The following is a 15,819-nucleotide window of genomic DNA, read 5'->3' on the forward strand; positions in this document are numbered from 1 at the left end:
AGGAAATAGACGATTATGTCTATTTCCTTTTTTCGTATTTCCTTACATCCTTTTTAGTTTGCTTTACCAGTTACGACACTGTAGCTTTTTTGTGTTACAATTTACAAAAAATACATAACGAGGTAATCATCAATGGACATATTTACAGATATATCGAGTGGCGGAAGTCTGTGGTTTTTTATACCACCAATGATCTTGCTGCCAGTTGTAATGATAGGATGTGCCGTAATTTATAAAATCCTATTGGGCAGTATTTTGCCAAAGAAGGTTTACAACTTTTTGCTTGGCCCAATTGCCCTTCTTGGATTCTTTATTTGGGCTATCCCAATGAACATGGGATTTTATGAGTTTTTTAGAGCGATATTATAATCGCTCTATTTTCATTTAACCCTCATATTGTGCAGTAATATATATTTATAATTCCCACAAAAACCTTCACAGAATTGTCACTTACTAAGTATTTATAAAATTTATATACTTACTCAAGTAACGAAAGGAGTGTTGACGTATGCCAACTACTAGAAAAGAAAGTCTATATTTTGGTTTAATAATGTGTTTTGGAATGGTACTTTTTATGACCCTTTATAACTTCTACCTTAATGATACATTTGGACAAATTTCTTTCTTAGGTGGAATTACTAATTTTTTAATAGGTTTTATTGTTGCTATCATTCTTGACTTGTACCTAGTGGGACCTATAGCTAAAAAAATAGCTTTCAAATTAACAGCAAATACATCAAATGTTCTATTTAAGATTCTAACAATATCTACATGCATGGTTATTGGAATGGCTTTTTTTATGTCTATTTATGGTTTGATAACAAGTTATTTTCACAATGGATTTTATTCCAATTCGATTATTAAAGAATTCCTTTCTGTGTTTTGTAGGAATTTTATTGTAGCATTACCTTTGCAAATTATTATTATGGGACCAATTGTACGTTTTTTATTTAATAAGTTTATAAAAACTTCTCCAAATAACTTAGTATTAAAAAATTAAGTTGAAACATATTATTTACGTTTCTAGTAACCTAAGAGATTTATTCTTTTTGGTTACTTTTTTACTGAACAATTTCTTTCACTTGCTCCCATCATCCCAATTCCACAAGCTCAATTGTCCTTTAGCTGGCACTGGCTCAAGTAAAACTTTCATTGTTTTCAGCTCCCATTCATATCGATCATCCATAAAATCACCAAAGTACAGTTCATCACCCTCTAATTTTTTTCCGAATTCCATGCCTGCAGCACTTAACTCAGGCAACGGTGATAGAGAATATGTACTCACTTGAAAATAATGCAAAAAAAGTCACTCACTGTTTTTCGAATGAGTGACTTTCTTTATAAGCATAATAACTGGCTATAATCTCTTCAACTTGGGGTGCTTTCCCCTCATTTTTTTAATTAAGAATAGTAAACTTTTTCTACTTTATATAATGTATGCTCGATAGTCGAGCAGAGAACGGCATCCACTTTGTAAAATTTAACTCGAAAGTATAAACTTTTCAAAAAGTTCTTTATATTATTTTTTTGCTTAAAGGCAGGGAGAAATTCTGAATTTTTCTCCACATCACCGAAACTTTGAATCCATTGCTCTACATGAGCCTGACTAAGTATTTTTCTATTTAAAACACTAATTATGGATGTTACCATTCTCTCATCTTCCCCATCGGAGTAAATTCGATCTGTTATGGTCATCTTTTCGTAAACCAAATCGAGGATAGTTAAGAGGTCATTTTTATCCAGTTCGGAACATTGTGCCAAATCATCTAAAGTATCCGCTGCATGGGCTATGGCATGAGCCCAGCCTTTTTCTTCGTCATACCCACGGTAATCTCGCTCTTCTTGTACACTGTAAAATACTTTCTCTTTTATGTGATGAATTTGCTCACTTGAGAGAAATGGTGATTCTCTATGCCTCGTGAAGAGGAGCGGTATGACTAGCATGGAGAAAGATCGAGTGAAGACAGAGTCTGTATTTGTTTCACCAAGCTTAAAAAGCAAATGGTTTTTATCCAAAACAACCGGAAGAAGTTGTTCTAGTTCGTTTGCTGTTAGAGTATTATCAGGAATCCAGTGTGATAAGGTTGTATAAATTAGCTCATCACGTAGTTGGGCATCCAAAGAACCGATGTTATTTATCATTTCTAGTATCAACTGAAATCTATCGGGAGATGCTTGGTACCCATTTTCTTTTATTACTATCAACTTTTCTTTTAAATTCATTTTACACGCTCCTACTAGAAATTATCTGAACTAACTTTTTCAAGAGTTTCTACTAACTATACGGCTTTTTCCGTACCCTTCTTCCCTTCCTATATTGAATACTAATTTTTTCTCCTTTTTAAAAAAACATCTGTTCACTTATTTAATTATAAGCGAACAGATAATGAACTTTCCATATTTAAACAGCTTCATTATTCATTAACTACTTTTTGGCTCTTTTTGTTTCATTCTACTTTGTAACAACGGGTATGATATTTTCATCTCTGCGGACCATTCTGATTACGTTGTAACCCTTTGCCCTTAAAAGGTTGAAAGCAACATCGTCTGTTAGTGCTTTATGTTCTTCGTGTGTTAAATGTAAGCTTGATAAACCTATAATTGGTACATTGTCAGGCTTGCGTTTGAATAAAAATTTTACTGGCACTATTACTTCATAGCTCATAATCTTCACCCCTTTTTATAGATATTCCTACATTTTAGGTTAATTCCCTTCCATAAAACCGATGACCGACTTTTATTTCTATGTACAAAACATATCTAATTACCTAAAATGGTAAATAGTAGTTAGATATATTGAGGTGAATACAAATGAATAATTGTCCTAATTGTTTAGCTAGTAATCCTTTTAAGAAAGTATATAGAGATGGTTTAGTATTTGTGAAATGTGAATACTGTAATACGATTTTTGAAGATATTACGACGAGAAAAACAAGAGAAGTGTCGGAGAGAGTACGAAACGAAGTCCAAAATGATGTGCAAAAAGAAAAATCTTCAGGTAAGGCTCTAGCAATTGGGATAGGACTTATGATCCTTTATTTTATTATTGATACGATATCTAAACTATATTAAATTATAAAATAAAAGTTTGTTATATGAACAAGGGTATTTATGCTATCTCAATCTTTCTGTTAAAAGAATGAAAAAAGCCCAGGCACAAATATTTAAGTACCTGTGCTTTTTTATAAACACGTATAACGAAGTTTCCCAAAATGGTAAATAAAAAGGTAAGGAGGGGTATTTATGAAAAATTGCCCTAACTGTTTAGCTACAAACTCATATAAAAAATTTCACAAAGAAAACACTGAAATATACGTATGTGAATATTGTGGTGCAGTATCAGAAGATTATACAATAGAAACTCATATAGAATTTAATCATTCGGAAACAGTAAGAGAGTCAGAAAATAGAACCTACTATTATAGAGAAGTGACTCCATCAAGATGGCCGAAAAAAATTGCACTAATTTTGATTAGTATAATAGGATTATTAGTAATTGGACAATCCATAGAATTGTTTTTTTCAGACGAAGAAAAGCCAATAAAACAAATCTCAACCATTACGCCCGAAAAGTTTCGAAAGCTCAAAGTAGGTATGAGTGAAGAAACCGTAAAAGAAATCGTAGGATACGGTGCCTTGCACAAAGATGGAGATAAACTTAATTATAAGGGAGAAAACGGTGTAGAAGAAAATTCTAGGGTAAGTTTAGAATTTTATAATGGGAAGTTAGAAGCTATATATGAATTCGGATTAATTACAAAAAGGAAATATTAATATGGTTATCCATAAATTACTTTACTACTCTAGCAAAATTATTTAGACCAAAATTGCATTGGACTCGGACAATTGCACATTAAATAGATCATGTGAAAACTTAAACTTATTACGATTTAGACGCCCAAACTTGGTTGCTAACCCATCTGAATATGCAGCAGCTATTACCCGCTTATCAAAAAGACGGAAACGATTCTGTTACCGTCATACTTTTACCATGTCGTGGTGGCATCTCTATTAATATAGATAACTGTTCACCATCGACCACACGTTGGAGCACATCACAAATTAATTCAGTATGAATGTACCTTTGCAACACATCACGAGCATCTAACATCACACTGTCAGCTAATTGCTGTTTTAGCCGCATGATTTCTTCTTTTATACCTTCAATTACCATCAAACGATGAGCATTTCGATTAGCTGTTATCTAGTCGCATTGATATGCTTTTTGATAAGCTTTTGTAGCATTGAAGTATCTAACGTAATACATACAAAAAAGCAACTGTTTATCGTTGAGACCGTCACTTGGGACAATATCAAACTGTACAGTTGCTTGCGATTCCGCTTCAAGACGATCATACCAGCTATCTTTGTTTTTCCACCCACGTATAGTTCCATCAGATACACCTAGTTTCTCAGCTATATCCTTTTGCTTTATATCACCGTTATGTGCTTTGTAAATATTATACGCTTGGTCACGTCTTGGATCCCTTGCTCTAGCCATATCTCATTTTTTTGTTTTGTAATCACCCCATTATGCTAGTTGCTTAATTCAATGAAAATAAAAAACCACGCTCGAATGAACGTGATCTGAAAGCTATATTTATTTATCAAAAAACTCTGTTACACATAAAGTATAAATAAACTTTTGTATTTTATTCATCCGGTAATGACTCTATGGAATCATGTTTATTACATGTAATAAGCTTAGCTTTAAATTCTATACTTGTTGAAAGTTTCTGCAACATACTTAACTCATTAGCCAACTTTTCTATTTCAACAAATCCCTGACTTTGCAATCTAGAAGTGTCTAGTTCAAGCTGTTTTAATGACTGTTGAATTAATTCTAAATTCTCCATATATTTTTCTAAAATCTTTTCAGTATCCAATATATCATCCTGATTGTTTGTGTCTTTAATCATTTAACGACTCTTCCTTTCTCTCTATAAAGTCATCTTTACCATGTATATTTTTAATACATGAGATATTAATTAACATCTTAGGAAATGGAATAAAAACACCTCTTAAATCCTATTTAATTAACACCATTATAAAGGTGTTTAACTTATTTAACAAATTACCATTTTCATAGTTAATTGCATAATAAAAAAGCCACACCTATTGGTTACGGCTTTGTAAATTAATGAAGGAAGTACATACATAACTGTCACTGCTGCTCCAAATGGAAGAGCCCCATCACCTGTTACAATTCTGACAGATAATAAATCACATTTATTTATAGCATAGTTAGCTGTTGTTGAACCACAGCAATTGGGGTTTGCGGCAGTATTTGGCCCTGTTACTGAAGCAATAACACCTGTTGAAATGGGGTCAGTAAAACCACAGCTTCTACTAATAACTTTCTTCAGCCGTTACTGTATCTGCAGCTGTTAGTGTATTATCACGTACATTTAAAACTAATCCAGTTATGATTGCATTTTCTGATATACATGGGGCTTAGAATCTAAAGAAACATTGATTTTTCTCACAACCCGCACATATTGTTTGCATTTAGGCTTTTATAAATACCAAGTGAAGAAGGATTTACCTGTCCGACCTCCCCTCCATTTGGCACATTTGTAACATTTCATAAATTTAACTACATCGGGCCTCTTAGTTTAAGGCTGCTTTCTCAAAGATTATTGCTTCTGGTTTGGCTATTCTTTCCTGTAAAGATTAAGATGCACCTACCGTCTACTTTTTTACCACAAAAACCCATATCGTTATTCAACTATACTGCTCCATTAATTTTAAATCCATTTGACACCTCAAAATTTGTTTTCTAAACGATACATAATTTTACCAAATAAATCTTCTAAAAATGTATAATCATTCTATTTTCGTTTAATCTTTAAAATTTTCAATATCGCTTACACAATATTAGGTGTTACTACTACGGTATTTTGTCTTTGTATATGGATTCACCTTTGTTTACAGATTCACTTCTATTACACTTTCTACTAAACAATTCACACTTTGCTTTTATTTTTAAAGAAACTTGATTAATAAGTCTAATGAATGTAGAAGCGTAATGCATATTATGAAAAGGTAATCTGCAGATTATTAATCTTTCGTTAAATGGAGGTGAAAATTACATGCCTTTAACTACTGGGCCAATTGAAAATACAGGAAATCTACCAGCTAATGCATCTAGCGTTCGTATCAAAGTTCTTAATCTCACTGGAGGTTTATTAACAGGAGTAGTAAGGGTTTTCAGACTAAACGGCACGAGACAATTATTATCAACAACACCTTTTGCTGCTAATGCCAACGCTTCTACTTTTGTAACGCCAAGTGTAGGTGGATCTGCTCAATATGAAGTTGAGATTGTTCCTAATCAAACAGGTGGATTATACAGCGTTTACGGTCGAACAGCATCAGGTGTAATCATCGATGCCCAACGATTTGTGAACTCAGAATTAACACCGATTCTTTAATTTTATAAACAGATTTTATCAATTAAAATCTAGGAAGCCTTATACTCAGTTATAAGGCTTTTCGTATTATTCATTTCCCCTTTCAATTTCTCTCTGATCGAGGCTTTGAGTAAAACCCTACAGTCAATTTTTGTCGTCACCTTTCTATACTGAAATACATAGAATACGTTTGAGGTAATTCATCACTATGAAAGTAAAGGGGATATTAATTAAAATGAATAAAAATAATCCACAACAACCTTCTGTGACTACAGAAATTCAGATAGCAAGACTTGCCTATATTGGGGCCTCAATTGCAACTCTGGGCGATGGTCTTTCTGCTGTTGCAGCTGGTTTAGCATTAAATGCTCTAGAAAAATCAAATAACGAGAATCCTCAAGCCAAAAATAGTGACCAATCTAAAGAAGTAGAAGATCTTCAGAAGCAAATAGATTATTTAATAAACGAACTAAAACAAGTAAAAAAATTAATGAAATAACCTAATTTTTCCTAAATACTTTTAAAAATGACATTGAAAATAATAAGTAAAAAGGAGGGTAAACATTTGCAATACAATGTACAACAAACTTTAAACAATAGATTAATTCTCGACCTTAATAAAGCCATTAATGGCGAATATAATGCTATTCGATTTTATAAGCATTTAGCACAACTTGCTCCAAATGAAGAAGTTAAAAATCGTATACTAGAAATACGAAAAGATGAAATGAGACATTTCCAAGGTTTTGTTTATACCTATACTTACCTAACTGGTCAACAACCATCTCCACAGATAAACGAAACATTACCACAGAATTTTAAGAGTGGTATCCTAACTGCATTTAAAGATGAACAAGAAGCAGTTGAATTTTATCACCGTGTTGCTAGAGAATATAATATTCCTTATATTAGTAATCAATTTAGTTCAAATGCTTCAGACGAACAGAATCACGCAGTTTGGTTTTTATTCTTTATTAACCAATATTGATAAAGAAACATTACCGACTAAATGTCGGTTTTTTTATTTATTAACTGTACTTATGAATAATACTTTCAATTCACTACAGAGCTATAAAAAACTAAACTTGTATATGTTAATTTCAAAACAAACTCAGCTGTTCATATTTTTGTTCTTTGACAGATTCATCCACTATTTCAGGCACATTCTGCACCATTTCTTCTATTTTTTGCACCTTGCTTATCGTTAACATTAGCCGCTTCTAGCGTGGTTCTTACTCTAACTTTTCTAACAGCCTGTAGTTCCTCTCCCTTAGTGTTAATTTCGAAAGTGTAAAATAAATGATTATTGCAGAAATAATACCAATAAGAGCACCTACAATTACCTCTAAAGGATAATGAACTCCTATCCAAATACGTGAAATTCCGACTAATATAGCAAGCAAAATCCATAGAATCCATTTTCCTTTTTTCAATAACCAAAGGGACATACAGAATGAAAAAAATAATATGGTATGATCACTTGGAAATGAATTATTTATTCTTTTTCTATCAACTGATTTGTATTCCAAAGGACAGCAAATGGTTGGTGATTAAAATGTAATAACCCTGCAAATTTCCCTATAATTTCAGCCAAAACGAAAGCAATACTTGGCGCACATGAGCATTATCCTAATATTATTGTCATTTTGATTTGAAACTCTTAATGATTAGTTGTCTCAATTGCTCGTTTCTACACGTACAAGTGAACGTGTTTTTTTTTGCATATTCATAATGTATAATTGAATCAATCTGAATAATGCAATATTTACCACTTTATGTTATCCTTATATAAATTATTAGGAAGCCTCGGGGGTTGTTATGCGTTGAAAATACATTCTACAAATAGATATATCATATTTATTTTCGGTATTACTTTGATGATAACTGGAGTGGGAAGATTATCTGGTTTCCTTGAATATGATTCAGTTATTCCAAATCAATCTGTTGCACTACTATACATACCTATTGGCGTTATTGTAATGTTCATTTCTTACTTTGTTAAACCAAAAAAAGAAAAAGGTTAATAGTTTACTATCTTTCAAGCACCTTCCTCATATTGTGTAGTTAGAAACTGTAAACAACCATCCTTGAAATATCTCTTTAATTCTCTTTTCCTAACACCATTTTAACACCATTTCTTTATTGTTATTTACTAATCTTACATACTTACTATTCTTTGTTAGCTTGAAAGTATAACTATCGTATGTTTCAACTTTAAAACCTATGGTATAGGTTCTGCAATACTCTAATTTGCTAGGTAGCCAACCCAGCTTATGACGTAACATAAATGGTTTCATAAAACATACTCCTTTATTATCAATTCATATCAATTTACTGACAGCCCATATTGACTTTCGCAATTTTGTACTTCCTCCATCAACATCAAATACTCATATTGTGCAATAATCAAACCAAACCATATTTTCAAATATTACCTAATCATGTTATTATTTCGTAAGTCATTACCTAAATATCAGGAGTTGTTATAAAATGAAAACACATTCTAAAATTGGACATATCATATTTGTTTTAGGCATCGTATACTTTCAATCGGATCAGCGAGATTAACAGGTGCCCTAGAATACAATTCATTTATTTCAAATAAATCTATTGCAATACTACTCATTGCTATAGGGGTTTCTGTTATGTTCATTTCATTCTTTGTAAAACCTCTAAAAGTTAAATAACTTTACAGAACAATATCTCTTAGATATTTAACTCCAATTGACCTGTTATTTCTTGTACATGATCATTCCAAGCAATTTGATAATTACTTGCTATCAGAGTTAGCAGGAACAATTTAAAAAGCCTCTAACAGTCGAAGTGATAGTTGCCATCTACGTTTAAAAAAGACTATTAACGATATAACTAGTACTCATATTATTTTATAAGTGACCTGACTTTACTGAGAAAGTAAATTAATTTCTTTATTACGAATATGAACAACTCCTGTATTACTAACTTTTATATTCACCTCTGTAATGCCTCTTTTTAAAATATGTTCTATTGTATATCTAATCTCCCATTCTTTAACCTGACCAAGATCATTTGAAATACTAGCATGGCTAGATTTCTTATTTTCACTATGAATAATGACTGTCCCTTCACATTCATATACCTTTACAACGCCACCCATAAAACCAGAAGCAATAGTTACAACATCGACTCTTTCTTTTGTTATATCTCGAAATGTTTTAGTTGGAAAATTATATATTTTCGCCATTTTGACCTCTCCTTTTTCAGAACATTCGTTTGTACTTATAATAGAACAAGTGTTTGCTATTTAGCAAGGTAAAATTTATGAAAATAAAAATATTTTGTTATTTGATAGTGATTAAATTCTTTCTTCTAAATACTATAAAGCTAAGATTTATATATAACTCGTTAATTTTTTAATGATAAAATATTAAATACAAAAAAATCCAGGCTCAAAATTAATTGAGTACCTGGGCTTTTTTGTCGTCGGAGTATTGCTTTTGTAGATTAACACTTCTACCTGTACAACTTCTGAACAAAATATCATAAAATCTTGGATATTTTTGTTGTTTTGCTTTCATTGTTATAGACTATCTTCTAATTTTTATAAATCTGCAATTCCACAGACTGGTCCGTTGCAAGTAATGCGTCAATTCTTTCATTTTGATCAATCTCTCTAAAACTATTAAAAGTGGGGTACAAATTGAGGTACGGTTTACACCGAACCTCCCCACCCCTTTGATATCAAGGGGTTTCTATACCTGTCTAACGAAGCGTATCTAAATGTATTTAACTGCGGTACGCGCACTTTTGTACCTCAGTTTGTACAATGCATATTCAGTTGCTATTGAAGCACCACTTTCTTTCCAGTAATCTTTCTGTTTTATTAATACCTCCAGTAGTTTTAGCAGACTGTAGATCAACTCAATAAGGTTTGATTTATTTAGTAAGTCCCAAAGGCAATGTTCACATCTTTTTAAGAAGCTTCTTTACAAATCATTAGTAAATTGCCATCTAAATCTTTGAACACAAAATAAAAATTATCCTGAATCTCTGTAACAAGTTCAACATTATTTTCTTTCATAAATTGATAAGAAGCTTCAATATCATCGGTCAAAAGCTGAATTGACGGAACTTGGTAAGTGGAAATATCACCATCTTCTTTTCTCCACTTTGGCATGGAATCTAAAATTAATCCAGCTGTACCTTTCATAGGTACCACGAATAAATGTCCAAAATATTCTTCTCCCCCTTCCAAACCTAGTATTTTTCTGTACCATTCTTTTGCTTTCTCTAGGTTACGAACTGGAACAAATACACCTCCAATTCTGTTTTTTATTGGTGATTTGTAGTCATGGCTAGTCACAAATACATCCTCCTTAATAATTTATTTCTACTTGTGGAACTCTATATTTTTTCTATTTCAACGTGATATTCTACTATTCCTTCTTGTACTAACCTTCTCGATAAGTTGAAGGAACAACACTTTTAGAAATAACTAAATAGAAGCAGCTTAAAATATTGTTTCTCATCTTCAGACGTTCGTTTCAAACGTTCAATTAGAACGTCAAACAGCTTTAGTTATTGGTATATTCTAATCCTTTATTTTCTAAACACCTCATTAAAACCAACAATTTTCTTCTTTATTTTTCTCTAAAATTTGTTTTATTTTATTATCTGTATTTAATAAAACTTGTTTAATTTGTTTAATCTGATGTTCTCTTTGTATCATCTGCTCATACTTTTCTTGGAATATAACTTTTATTTCAAGCAGGTTTTGTATTTCTTCTTTTGTCAGTTTTTTATTTTGATCAATATTTCCCGACCAATCAAAAAGCATTTTGATTTCTTGAAGAGTAAATCCCGTTTGTTTAAGTTTAAGGATTGCTTCCACTGTATCAATGTCTTTCTTGTTATAATTGCGGTGCTTATTTTTAATTTCTGGATGCAATAATTTCATTTTTTCATAATAACGTATCGTATCTTTACTAAGACCAGTACATATTGCAAATTCACCAATTTTCATTATGATCCCCTTCTATAATATAAATTTATAAACCATTAGGGCAATTATACAATGGAAAATGAAACGAATGATATGATGGCTGAAAGTAATTCGTCCATGTGTTAACCTCCCTTCTGTAACTGCTAGTATATGTAACAAGATAAATGCAATTATTAGTAATATAAATAACCAACCTTTGTTTGGTATACATAGTATTAAGAGAATACTTATCGATACGATAACAAATATGAATGTTCGTACTTCAAATCCAACTTCTTTCCATTTTTTTATCCCTGCTACTCCTATTAAAACTGCGTACAACCCAATTAGTATAATCGTAAAAATTATCATCTCCATCACTCCATTCTTTGATTTCATTCATCTTAAAAGATGGAGCCGACTCCATGTCAACAGCCTTGAACAAGCTTTGGTTTAAATTCGAAGTAAAAGAAAAGCCTCCATTTAGGAATCTCCCTAAATGTTTTTTTAATCGATTGATTAGTACAACCGTGCTAAAATAAATGCATGAGTAAAAAAATAAAACAACTAATCAAAAAGAAAAGTCATTTATTGAAAAAGCTCGTAGAACTCAAATTGTGGAATGTGCTATTGAAACCATTGCAGAGGTGGGTTACGCTCAAGCTTCTTTAGGTCAAATTGCAAAACGTGCACAAATCAGTAAGGGGGTTATCTCCTATCACTTTGCAAGCAAGGGGGAATTATTAGAGCAAGTAATTTATGATTACTATATGGTATGTCAAGCTTATACTGCTCCTCTAATAGAAAATCAAAAATCTCCTTTAGATATGCTTAGCGTTTATATTGAATCAAATCTTAGATTCATAGATGAAAATCGGCAACATGTTTTCACTGTCATTGAAATTGTTTCTAATGAAAGAACTGCTGATGGCAAACTTCGATTTGCGGCGGACCATGATGATGCTATTTTTCTTCCCATAGAAAACATACTTACACTAGGAATGCACGCGGGTGTTTTCCGAGAATTCACCAAATTGGGTTCAAGAGTAATGGCGTTAGCGATAAGAAATTCCATTGACGGTTTCACTATTGAATTAATGAGAAATCCCCAGTTAAATGTTGAGGAATATACGAGAGAACTAATTACAATATTCGATAAATCAACTAAAAAGTAATATGTCAGACTTAAGGAGGATAGGTATTGGTATGCATTACTATGAGGTAATTTGTTCTAGTTGTAGAAATAAATTCAAAGTATATGAGGGGTCACTAAGATTCAGACAGTTAAAGGAAAGAACCGATAAGATTTTCCGTTGCGAAGAATGCTATAGCAAAATTCGTATGGATGCTATTAAAAATTTCTTTAGATAGCTCCTTCAGCAGATCTTGAGAATAATAAAAGGGATTACAAGTTAAATAAGTATAAAGCCCAGGCTCAAAATTAATGAGTATCTAGGCTTTGTGGAATCATTTAGGTCTATCTCTACTTACAACTATGCTATCGTCAGTCGTTTTTCAAAAAAATTCTATCATTTTCTTATGCCTATTCATGTGTGCATTAAGAATTTGCTGCTGACATTCTACTTTGAACACAAAACCTTTGCAAAAATAAAAAGCCATCAAGAATCAGGAACAACTACTACTGCACAACTCGATTGCACTCAAAGCATTTAAAAAGAACACCCACGTTAGGTGTTCTTCCGATCAATTTTTCTTGTTTAAATCATCTGGATAAACTATCGTGTTAATTACATCTCCATTTGATTCATCTTTAAAAATTACTTTGACTTTATAATCCTTTTCATCCACACCATTAAATAATTGATAGTACATACCTGTTAAAGCTAGTCCGAATGAGGCCATTGTGTCAAGACTATTATCAAATTCTTCTTTGTTTACAGATAAAGTGAATTCTGAAAAAGATTTGTCATAGGTTACATCTTTAATAGATTTGAACTTTTCACTTGTTTCAAGCTCATCTACACTTGCTAGAATGCCTTCTTTTAAACCTTTCATCATTTCTTTATGTTCTGTTTCAGACATTTTATAAGTTAAAGAACCATCATCGTTCTTACTGACTTCCTTCATCCCACTGCTTTTTGCCTTTGAAATAACAGAATCAATGTCCTGACCCTCAAAAAATATAGCTGGAATAGTTACTTCTACATCCCCACCATCTTTGCTACCTTTTTCCTGGCCCTCACTACAACCAGAGATCAAAACACCTAGTAATATAAATAATGGTAGTATCCATTTTCTTGCCATTAAATCTCCTCCTCATACACCAATATACAGAATATGAAGAGATTACACTATACTTTATTAACATAAAGCTCTATTTCTTAACCGCTTCTATACATGAAAAATCATTTCTTTTTTGAGAAACTGATTTTTTATCGTTATCTTAATGTGGTTGGTGAAGTTCCACATCATATAAATAAAATCTATTTCCTACTAAGCGTTCAATGCTTAACTTTATAAAATTCAACACGTACTTTGATATAATCAATCATGCGTTGTTTTACATTTCTTCAACAAAGGTTGTGATGAATTTTTATGTTTGCAGTACTTTTGGCTATAAGTATTGGAGCTATTTTTGCTGTGCAAACAGCCATTAATGCTCAATTAAGAAAGTTTGTGATTTCTCCTTTTTTAGCTTCCATGATCTCCTTCGCTATTGGTGTCATCTTCTTAACTATTACATTAGTAAGTAGTGGTTCATCACTGGGGATTCCATTAGATTTATTGTTGAACCAACCTATCTATATATGGTTGGGGGGAATTGGTGGCGCTATTGCGATAACTACTAACATTCTTCTGTTTCCTAAATTGGGAAGTGTGCAAACGGCCATCCTACCGATCTTTGGAATGACTCTCATGAGTATGTTAATCGATCATAATGGATGGTTTAACTCCACACAATATTCCTTTGGATGGAATCGAATCTTTGGTATATCGTTAGTCTTAATCGGTGTCTTTGTAGCAACAGCTATACGAAGAAAGAAAAATGACCAGTATTCACCTCAAATAAATAAGGAGAGGATGTTAAATCAATGGATTTGGCGAATAGTAGGCATTCTAGCAGGAATGTTACTAGCTATCCAAATTGCTGTTAATGGGCAATTAGGTAAAGTTCTTCACTCTTCTTCTCATGCAGCCCTTGTTTCATTCTTTGTTGGTACTATTACCTTGATTATGATCGTTGGGTTAAAGGATCGTTCTTACACAAATATTAAAGAGCCTTTTAAACAATCTGCTCCTTGGTGGATATGGATTGGCGGGATCTTAGGAGGATCTTATGTTCTCATCAATGTGTTTCTTGTCAATCAAATTGGAAATGGCCAAACTGTAGTCCTTGCTTTATTCGGTCAAATCACTGGTAGCCTACTGGTACAGCAATTCGGATTGTTTAACTCGATAAAGAATCGAATTCAACCTTTACAAATAATTGGTTTAATGGTGATGATAGCTGGTGTATTTTTAATTAGGCTATTTTAAATAATTTCCTTTGCTGACCTTGAACGATGAAACTCTTTTTCAAGAATGGATGCGACATTTCCCCCAGAACATAAAACCAGAGTTCATCTACGAAATGTAGCATAAACTCTGGTAACGATTGTGGTCCATCTTTATTTTATTAATTGCCTCATGATGATTTCTTCGCCGATACGTCCTATTAGCCTTTCATTCGTATCTTCAAACCCTACTTTTACATATAGTTTCTGTGCTGGTATATTATCTTTGTCTACAACTAAAACAATTTCATCGCAATTAGGAAATTCTGCTTTAACAAACTCAACTAGTAATGTCATTCCTTGTTTTGCGTAGCCCTTCCCTTGTTCCGTATGATTAATTGATAATGCAGATAAGAGCATCGCATTTCTATTCGTAGAATATTTCTTAACTCGTTCATTAGAATTTAGGAGAAAGAAACCAACAGGTGTATTTTCACTTAGAATTACAATGCGATGCTGTCCTTCATTAATTTCCTCAAAATTGCTCGGCAGTGCAGAAAATTGTTGTTGCTCTTCAGTAAGGACAAAAGCGTTCAGTTCTTGCATATATTCACTTGAAAAATGCTTTAATTCAACCTTCTTCAATTTTTCCATTACATAATTCTCCATTCGCTTTTTCTATACTTTACCACTTTATTAGGTTGTGGTCATTCATTTATTTGAAATTTCAAAAAAAAACACGTACGTTAGATAAATAAATCACCTAAAAAATGCCTAGGCTCTACATTAATTTGAGTACCTAGGCATTGTTGTTACTTATACTTTCTCTTGGATATGGTTACAGGGATAGTGGCAACCATTAATATTAACCCTAGATAGAGAGGATATTTTAAACATGCATTCGTTGAATACCCCAATAAATAAGGCATACCTATTAAGGCCATGACTACTCCAATTACAAACAAGCCCATTTCAATTTTTCTAATCATAT

Annotated in this window: 22 protein-coding genes; 10 read left to right on the plus strand and 12 right to left on the minus strand. The window is 32.2% G+C overall.

The window, feature by feature from the left end:
- The first annotated feature begins 132 nt into the window (after positions 1-132).
- Together RCJ95_RS10165 and RCJ95_RS10170 are read left to right on the plus strand one after the other, a co-directional pair.
- Positions 133-369 carry a hypothetical protein gene (locus RCJ95_RS10165; RefSeq protein ID WP_274769211.1) on the plus strand — a complete coding sequence of 79 codons (237 nt, stop codon included), beginning with the start codon at positions 133-135 and terminating at the stop codon, positions 367-369.
- A gap of 139 nt (positions 370-508) precedes the next feature.
- Positions 509-1,000: a DUF2798 domain-containing protein gene (locus RCJ95_RS10170; RefSeq protein ID WP_221682908.1), complete on the plus strand. Its 492-nt coding sequence runs from the start codon at positions 509-511 to the stop codon at positions 998-1,000.
- 78 nt (positions 1,001-1,078) lie between these two features.
- Here the strand turns inward: RCJ95_RS10170 and RCJ95_RS10175 are convergent, their stop codons facing one another.
- From RCJ95_RS10175 to RCJ95_RS10185, 3 genes are all read right to left on the minus strand, one after another.
- Positions 1,079-1,300: a hypothetical protein gene (locus RCJ95_RS10175; protein ID WP_313150867.1), complete on the minus strand. Its 222-nt coding sequence runs from the start codon at positions 1,298-1,300 to the stop codon at positions 1,079-1,081.
- 101 nt (positions 1,301-1,401) lie between these two features.
- Positions 1,402-2,223: a DUF2785 domain-containing protein gene (locus RCJ95_RS10180; RefSeq protein WP_446722227.1), complete on the minus strand. Its 822-nt coding sequence runs from the start codon at positions 2,221-2,223 to the stop codon at positions 1,402-1,404.
- 229 nt (positions 2,224-2,452) lie between these two features.
- Positions 2,453-2,665: a hypothetical protein gene (locus RCJ95_RS10185; protein ID WP_369354098.1), complete on the minus strand. Its 213-nt coding sequence runs from the start codon at positions 2,663-2,665 to the stop codon at positions 2,453-2,455.
- Positions 2,666-2,811: 146 nt separating this feature from the next.
- On the opposite strand from RCJ95_RS10185, the gene RCJ95_RS10190 reads away from it, so the two are divergent.
- Positions 2,812-3,072: a hypothetical protein gene (locus tag RCJ95_RS10190; RefSeq protein ID WP_221682912.1), complete on the plus strand. Its 261-nt coding sequence runs from the start codon at positions 2,812-2,814 to the stop codon at positions 3,070-3,072.
- A gap of 171 nt (positions 3,073-3,243) precedes the next feature.
- Complete coding sequence (locus RCJ95_RS10195) at positions 3,244-3,774, plus strand: hypothetical protein (RefSeq protein ID WP_221682913.1); 531 nt, start codon at positions 3,244-3,246, stop codon at positions 3,772-3,774.
- A gap of 175 nt (positions 3,775-3,949) precedes the next feature.
- On the opposite strand, the gene RCJ95_RS10200 is transcribed toward RCJ95_RS10195, so the two are convergent.
- The 3 genes from RCJ95_RS10200 to RCJ95_RS10210 all read right to left on the minus strand — a co-directional run bounded on the left by RCJ95_RS10200 (position 3,950) and on the right by RCJ95_RS10210 (position 4,919).
- Positions 3,950-4,177: a hypothetical protein gene (locus tag RCJ95_RS10200; protein WP_439778281.1), complete on the minus strand. Its 228-nt coding sequence runs from the start codon at positions 4,175-4,177 to the stop codon at positions 3,950-3,952.
- Positions 4,178-4,204: 27 nt separating this feature from the next.
- Positions 4,205-4,501, minus strand: a complete 297-nt coding sequence (locus RCJ95_RS10205) for a phage terminase small subunit-related protein (RefSeq protein ID WP_439778280.1) — start codon at positions 4,499-4,501, stop codon at positions 4,205-4,207.
- Between the two features lie 151 nt (positions 4,502-4,652).
- Entirely contained in the window at positions 4,653-4,919 is a 267-nt protein-coding gene (locus RCJ95_RS10210) for a hypothetical protein (protein ID WP_221682916.1), read from the minus strand.
- A 1,173-nt stretch (positions 4,920-6,092) separates the two neighbouring features.
- Here RCJ95_RS10210 and RCJ95_RS10215 point away from each other — a divergent pair.
- The 3 genes from RCJ95_RS10215 (at position 6,093) to RCJ95_RS10225 (ending at position 7,401) form a co-directional block, all read left to right on the plus strand.
- On the plus strand, positions 6,093-6,434 hold the full coding sequence (locus RCJ95_RS10215; protein WP_004225235.1) for a hypothetical protein: 342 nt from the start codon (positions 6,093-6,095) through the stop codon (positions 6,432-6,434).
- Positions 6,435-6,648: 214 nt separating this feature from the next.
- Complete coding sequence (locus tag RCJ95_RS10220; protein ID WP_255601712.1) at positions 6,649-6,912, plus strand: translation initiation factor 2; 264 nt, start codon at positions 6,649-6,651, stop codon at positions 6,910-6,912.
- 66 nt (positions 6,913-6,978) lie between these two features.
- Positions 6,979-7,401, plus strand: coding sequence for a ferritin-like domain-containing protein (locus RCJ95_RS10225; RefSeq protein WP_221682918.1), 423 nt, complete (start codon positions 6,979-6,981; stop codon positions 7,399-7,401).
- A gap of 244 nt (positions 7,402-7,645) precedes the next feature.
- Here RCJ95_RS10225 and RCJ95_RS10230 read toward each other — a convergent pair whose 3' ends face one another.
- The 4 genes from RCJ95_RS10230 to RCJ95_RS10245 form a co-directional block, all read right to left on the minus strand.
- Complete coding sequence (locus RCJ95_RS10230) at positions 7,646-7,861, minus strand: phosphatase PAP2 family protein (RefSeq protein ID WP_376781417.1); 216 nt, start codon at positions 7,859-7,861, stop codon at positions 7,646-7,648.
- A gap of 1,454 nt (positions 7,862-9,315) precedes the next feature.
- A complete protein-coding gene (locus RCJ95_RS10235; protein ID WP_221682921.1) occupies positions 9,316-9,636 on the minus strand; it encodes a DUF1827 family protein in 321 nt (106 codons plus the stop codon).
- A 729-nt stretch (positions 9,637-10,365) separates the two neighbouring features.
- Positions 10,366-10,755, minus strand: a complete 390-nt coding sequence (locus RCJ95_RS10240; protein WP_009370423.1) for a VOC family protein — start codon at positions 10,753-10,755, stop codon at positions 10,366-10,368.
- A gap of 255 nt (positions 10,756-11,010) precedes the next feature.
- Complete coding sequence (locus RCJ95_RS10245; RefSeq protein WP_257522322.1) at positions 11,011-11,415, minus strand: helix-turn-helix domain-containing protein; 405 nt, start codon at positions 11,413-11,415, stop codon at positions 11,011-11,013.
- A gap of 572 nt (positions 11,416-11,987) precedes the next feature.
- On the opposite strand from RCJ95_RS10245, the gene RCJ95_RS10250 reads away from it, so the two are divergent.
- The gene (locus RCJ95_RS10250; RefSeq protein ID WP_312130343.1) at positions 11,988-12,548 is read left to right on the plus strand and encodes a TetR/AcrR family transcriptional regulator; all 561 of its coding nucleotides are present in this window, start codon (positions 11,988-11,990) and stop codon (positions 12,546-12,548) included.
- A 31-nt stretch (positions 12,549-12,579) separates the two neighbouring features.
- Positions 12,580-12,744, plus strand: a complete 165-nt coding sequence (locus tag RCJ95_RS10255; RefSeq protein WP_257522323.1) for a DUF2197 domain-containing protein — start codon at positions 12,580-12,582, stop codon at positions 12,742-12,744.
- 333 nt (positions 12,745-13,077) lie between these two features.
- Here the strand turns inward: RCJ95_RS10255 and RCJ95_RS10260 are convergent, their stop codons facing one another.
- The gene (locus RCJ95_RS10260; protein ID WP_221682923.1) at positions 13,078-13,638 is read right to left on the minus strand and encodes a hypothetical protein; all 561 of its coding nucleotides are present in this window, start codon (positions 13,636-13,638) and stop codon (positions 13,078-13,080) included.
- A gap of 291 nt (positions 13,639-13,929) precedes the next feature.
- On the opposite strand from RCJ95_RS10260, the gene RCJ95_RS10265 reads away from it, so the two are divergent.
- The gene (locus tag RCJ95_RS10265; protein ID WP_221682924.1) at positions 13,930-14,871 is read left to right on the plus strand and encodes a DMT family transporter; all 942 of its coding nucleotides are present in this window, start codon (positions 13,930-13,932) and stop codon (positions 14,869-14,871) included.
- A gap of 131 nt (positions 14,872-15,002) precedes the next feature.
- Here RCJ95_RS10265 and RCJ95_RS10270 read toward each other — a convergent pair whose 3' ends face one another.
- Positions 15,003-15,482, minus strand: coding sequence for a GNAT family N-acetyltransferase (locus RCJ95_RS10270; RefSeq protein WP_257522325.1), 480 nt, complete (start codon positions 15,480-15,482; stop codon positions 15,003-15,005).
- Between the last annotated feature and the right edge of the window lie 337 nt (positions 15,483-15,819).

This window comes from Lysinibacillus sp. BSL11 (assembly GCF_052928325.1).

Coding starts and splice junctions, on each gene's coding strand:
- RCJ95_RS10165 (WP_274769211.1), top strand. CDS start 133: ATGGACATATTTACAGATATATCGAGTGGCGGAAGTCTGTGGTTTTTT.
- RCJ95_RS10170 (WP_221682908.1), top strand. CDS start 509: ATGCCAACTACTAGAAAAGAAAGTCTATATTTTGGTTTAATAATGTGT.
- RCJ95_RS10180 (WP_446722227.1), bottom strand. CDS start 2,223: ATGAATTTAAAAGAAAAGTTGATAGTAATAAAAGAAAATGGGTACCAA.
- RCJ95_RS10185 (WP_369354098.1), bottom strand. CDS start 2,665: ATGAGCTATGAAGTAATAGTGCCAGTAAAATTTTTATTCAAACGCAAG.
- RCJ95_RS10190 (WP_221682912.1), top strand. CDS start 2,812: ATGAATAATTGTCCTAATTGTTTAGCTAGTAATCCTTTTAAGAAAGTA.
- RCJ95_RS10195 (WP_221682913.1), top strand. CDS start 3,244: ATGAAAAATTGCCCTAACTGTTTAGCTACAAACTCATATAAAAAATTT.
- RCJ95_RS10205 (WP_439778280.1), bottom strand. CDS start 4,501: ATGGCTAGAGCAAGGGATCCAAGACGTGACCAAGCGTATAATATTTAC.
- RCJ95_RS10210 (WP_221682916.1), bottom strand. CDS start 4,919: ATGATTAAAGACACAAACAATCAGGATGATATATTGGATACTGAAAAG.
- RCJ95_RS10215 (WP_004225235.1), top strand. CDS start 6,093: ATGCCTTTAACTACTGGGCCAATTGAAAATACAGGAAATCTACCAGCT.
- RCJ95_RS10220 (WP_255601712.1), top strand. CDS start 6,649: ATGAATAAAAATAATCCACAACAACCTTCTGTGACTACAGAAATTCAG.
- RCJ95_RS10230 (WP_376781417.1), bottom strand. CDS start 7,861: ATGTCCCTTTGGTTATTGAAAAAAGGAAAATGGATTCTATGGATTTTG.
- RCJ95_RS10235 (WP_221682921.1), bottom strand. CDS start 9,636: ATGGCGAAAATATATAATTTTCCAACTAAAACATTTCGAGATATAACA.
- RCJ95_RS10245 (WP_257522322.1), bottom strand. CDS start 11,415: ATGAAAATTGGTGAATTTGCAATATGTACTGGTCTTAGTAAAGATACG.
- RCJ95_RS10255 (WP_257522323.1), top strand. CDS start 12,580: ATGCATTACTATGAGGTAATTTGTTCTAGTTGTAGAAATAAATTCAAA.
- RCJ95_RS10260 (WP_221682923.1), bottom strand. CDS start 13,638: ATGGCAAGAAAATGGATACTACCATTATTTATATTACTAGGTGTTTTG.
- RCJ95_RS10265 (WP_221682924.1), top strand. CDS start 13,930: ATGTTTGCAGTACTTTTGGCTATAAGTATTGGAGCTATTTTTGCTGTG.
- RCJ95_RS10270 (WP_257522325.1), bottom strand. CDS start 15,482: ATGGAAAAATTGAAGAAGGTTGAATTAAAGCATTTTTCAAGTGAATAT.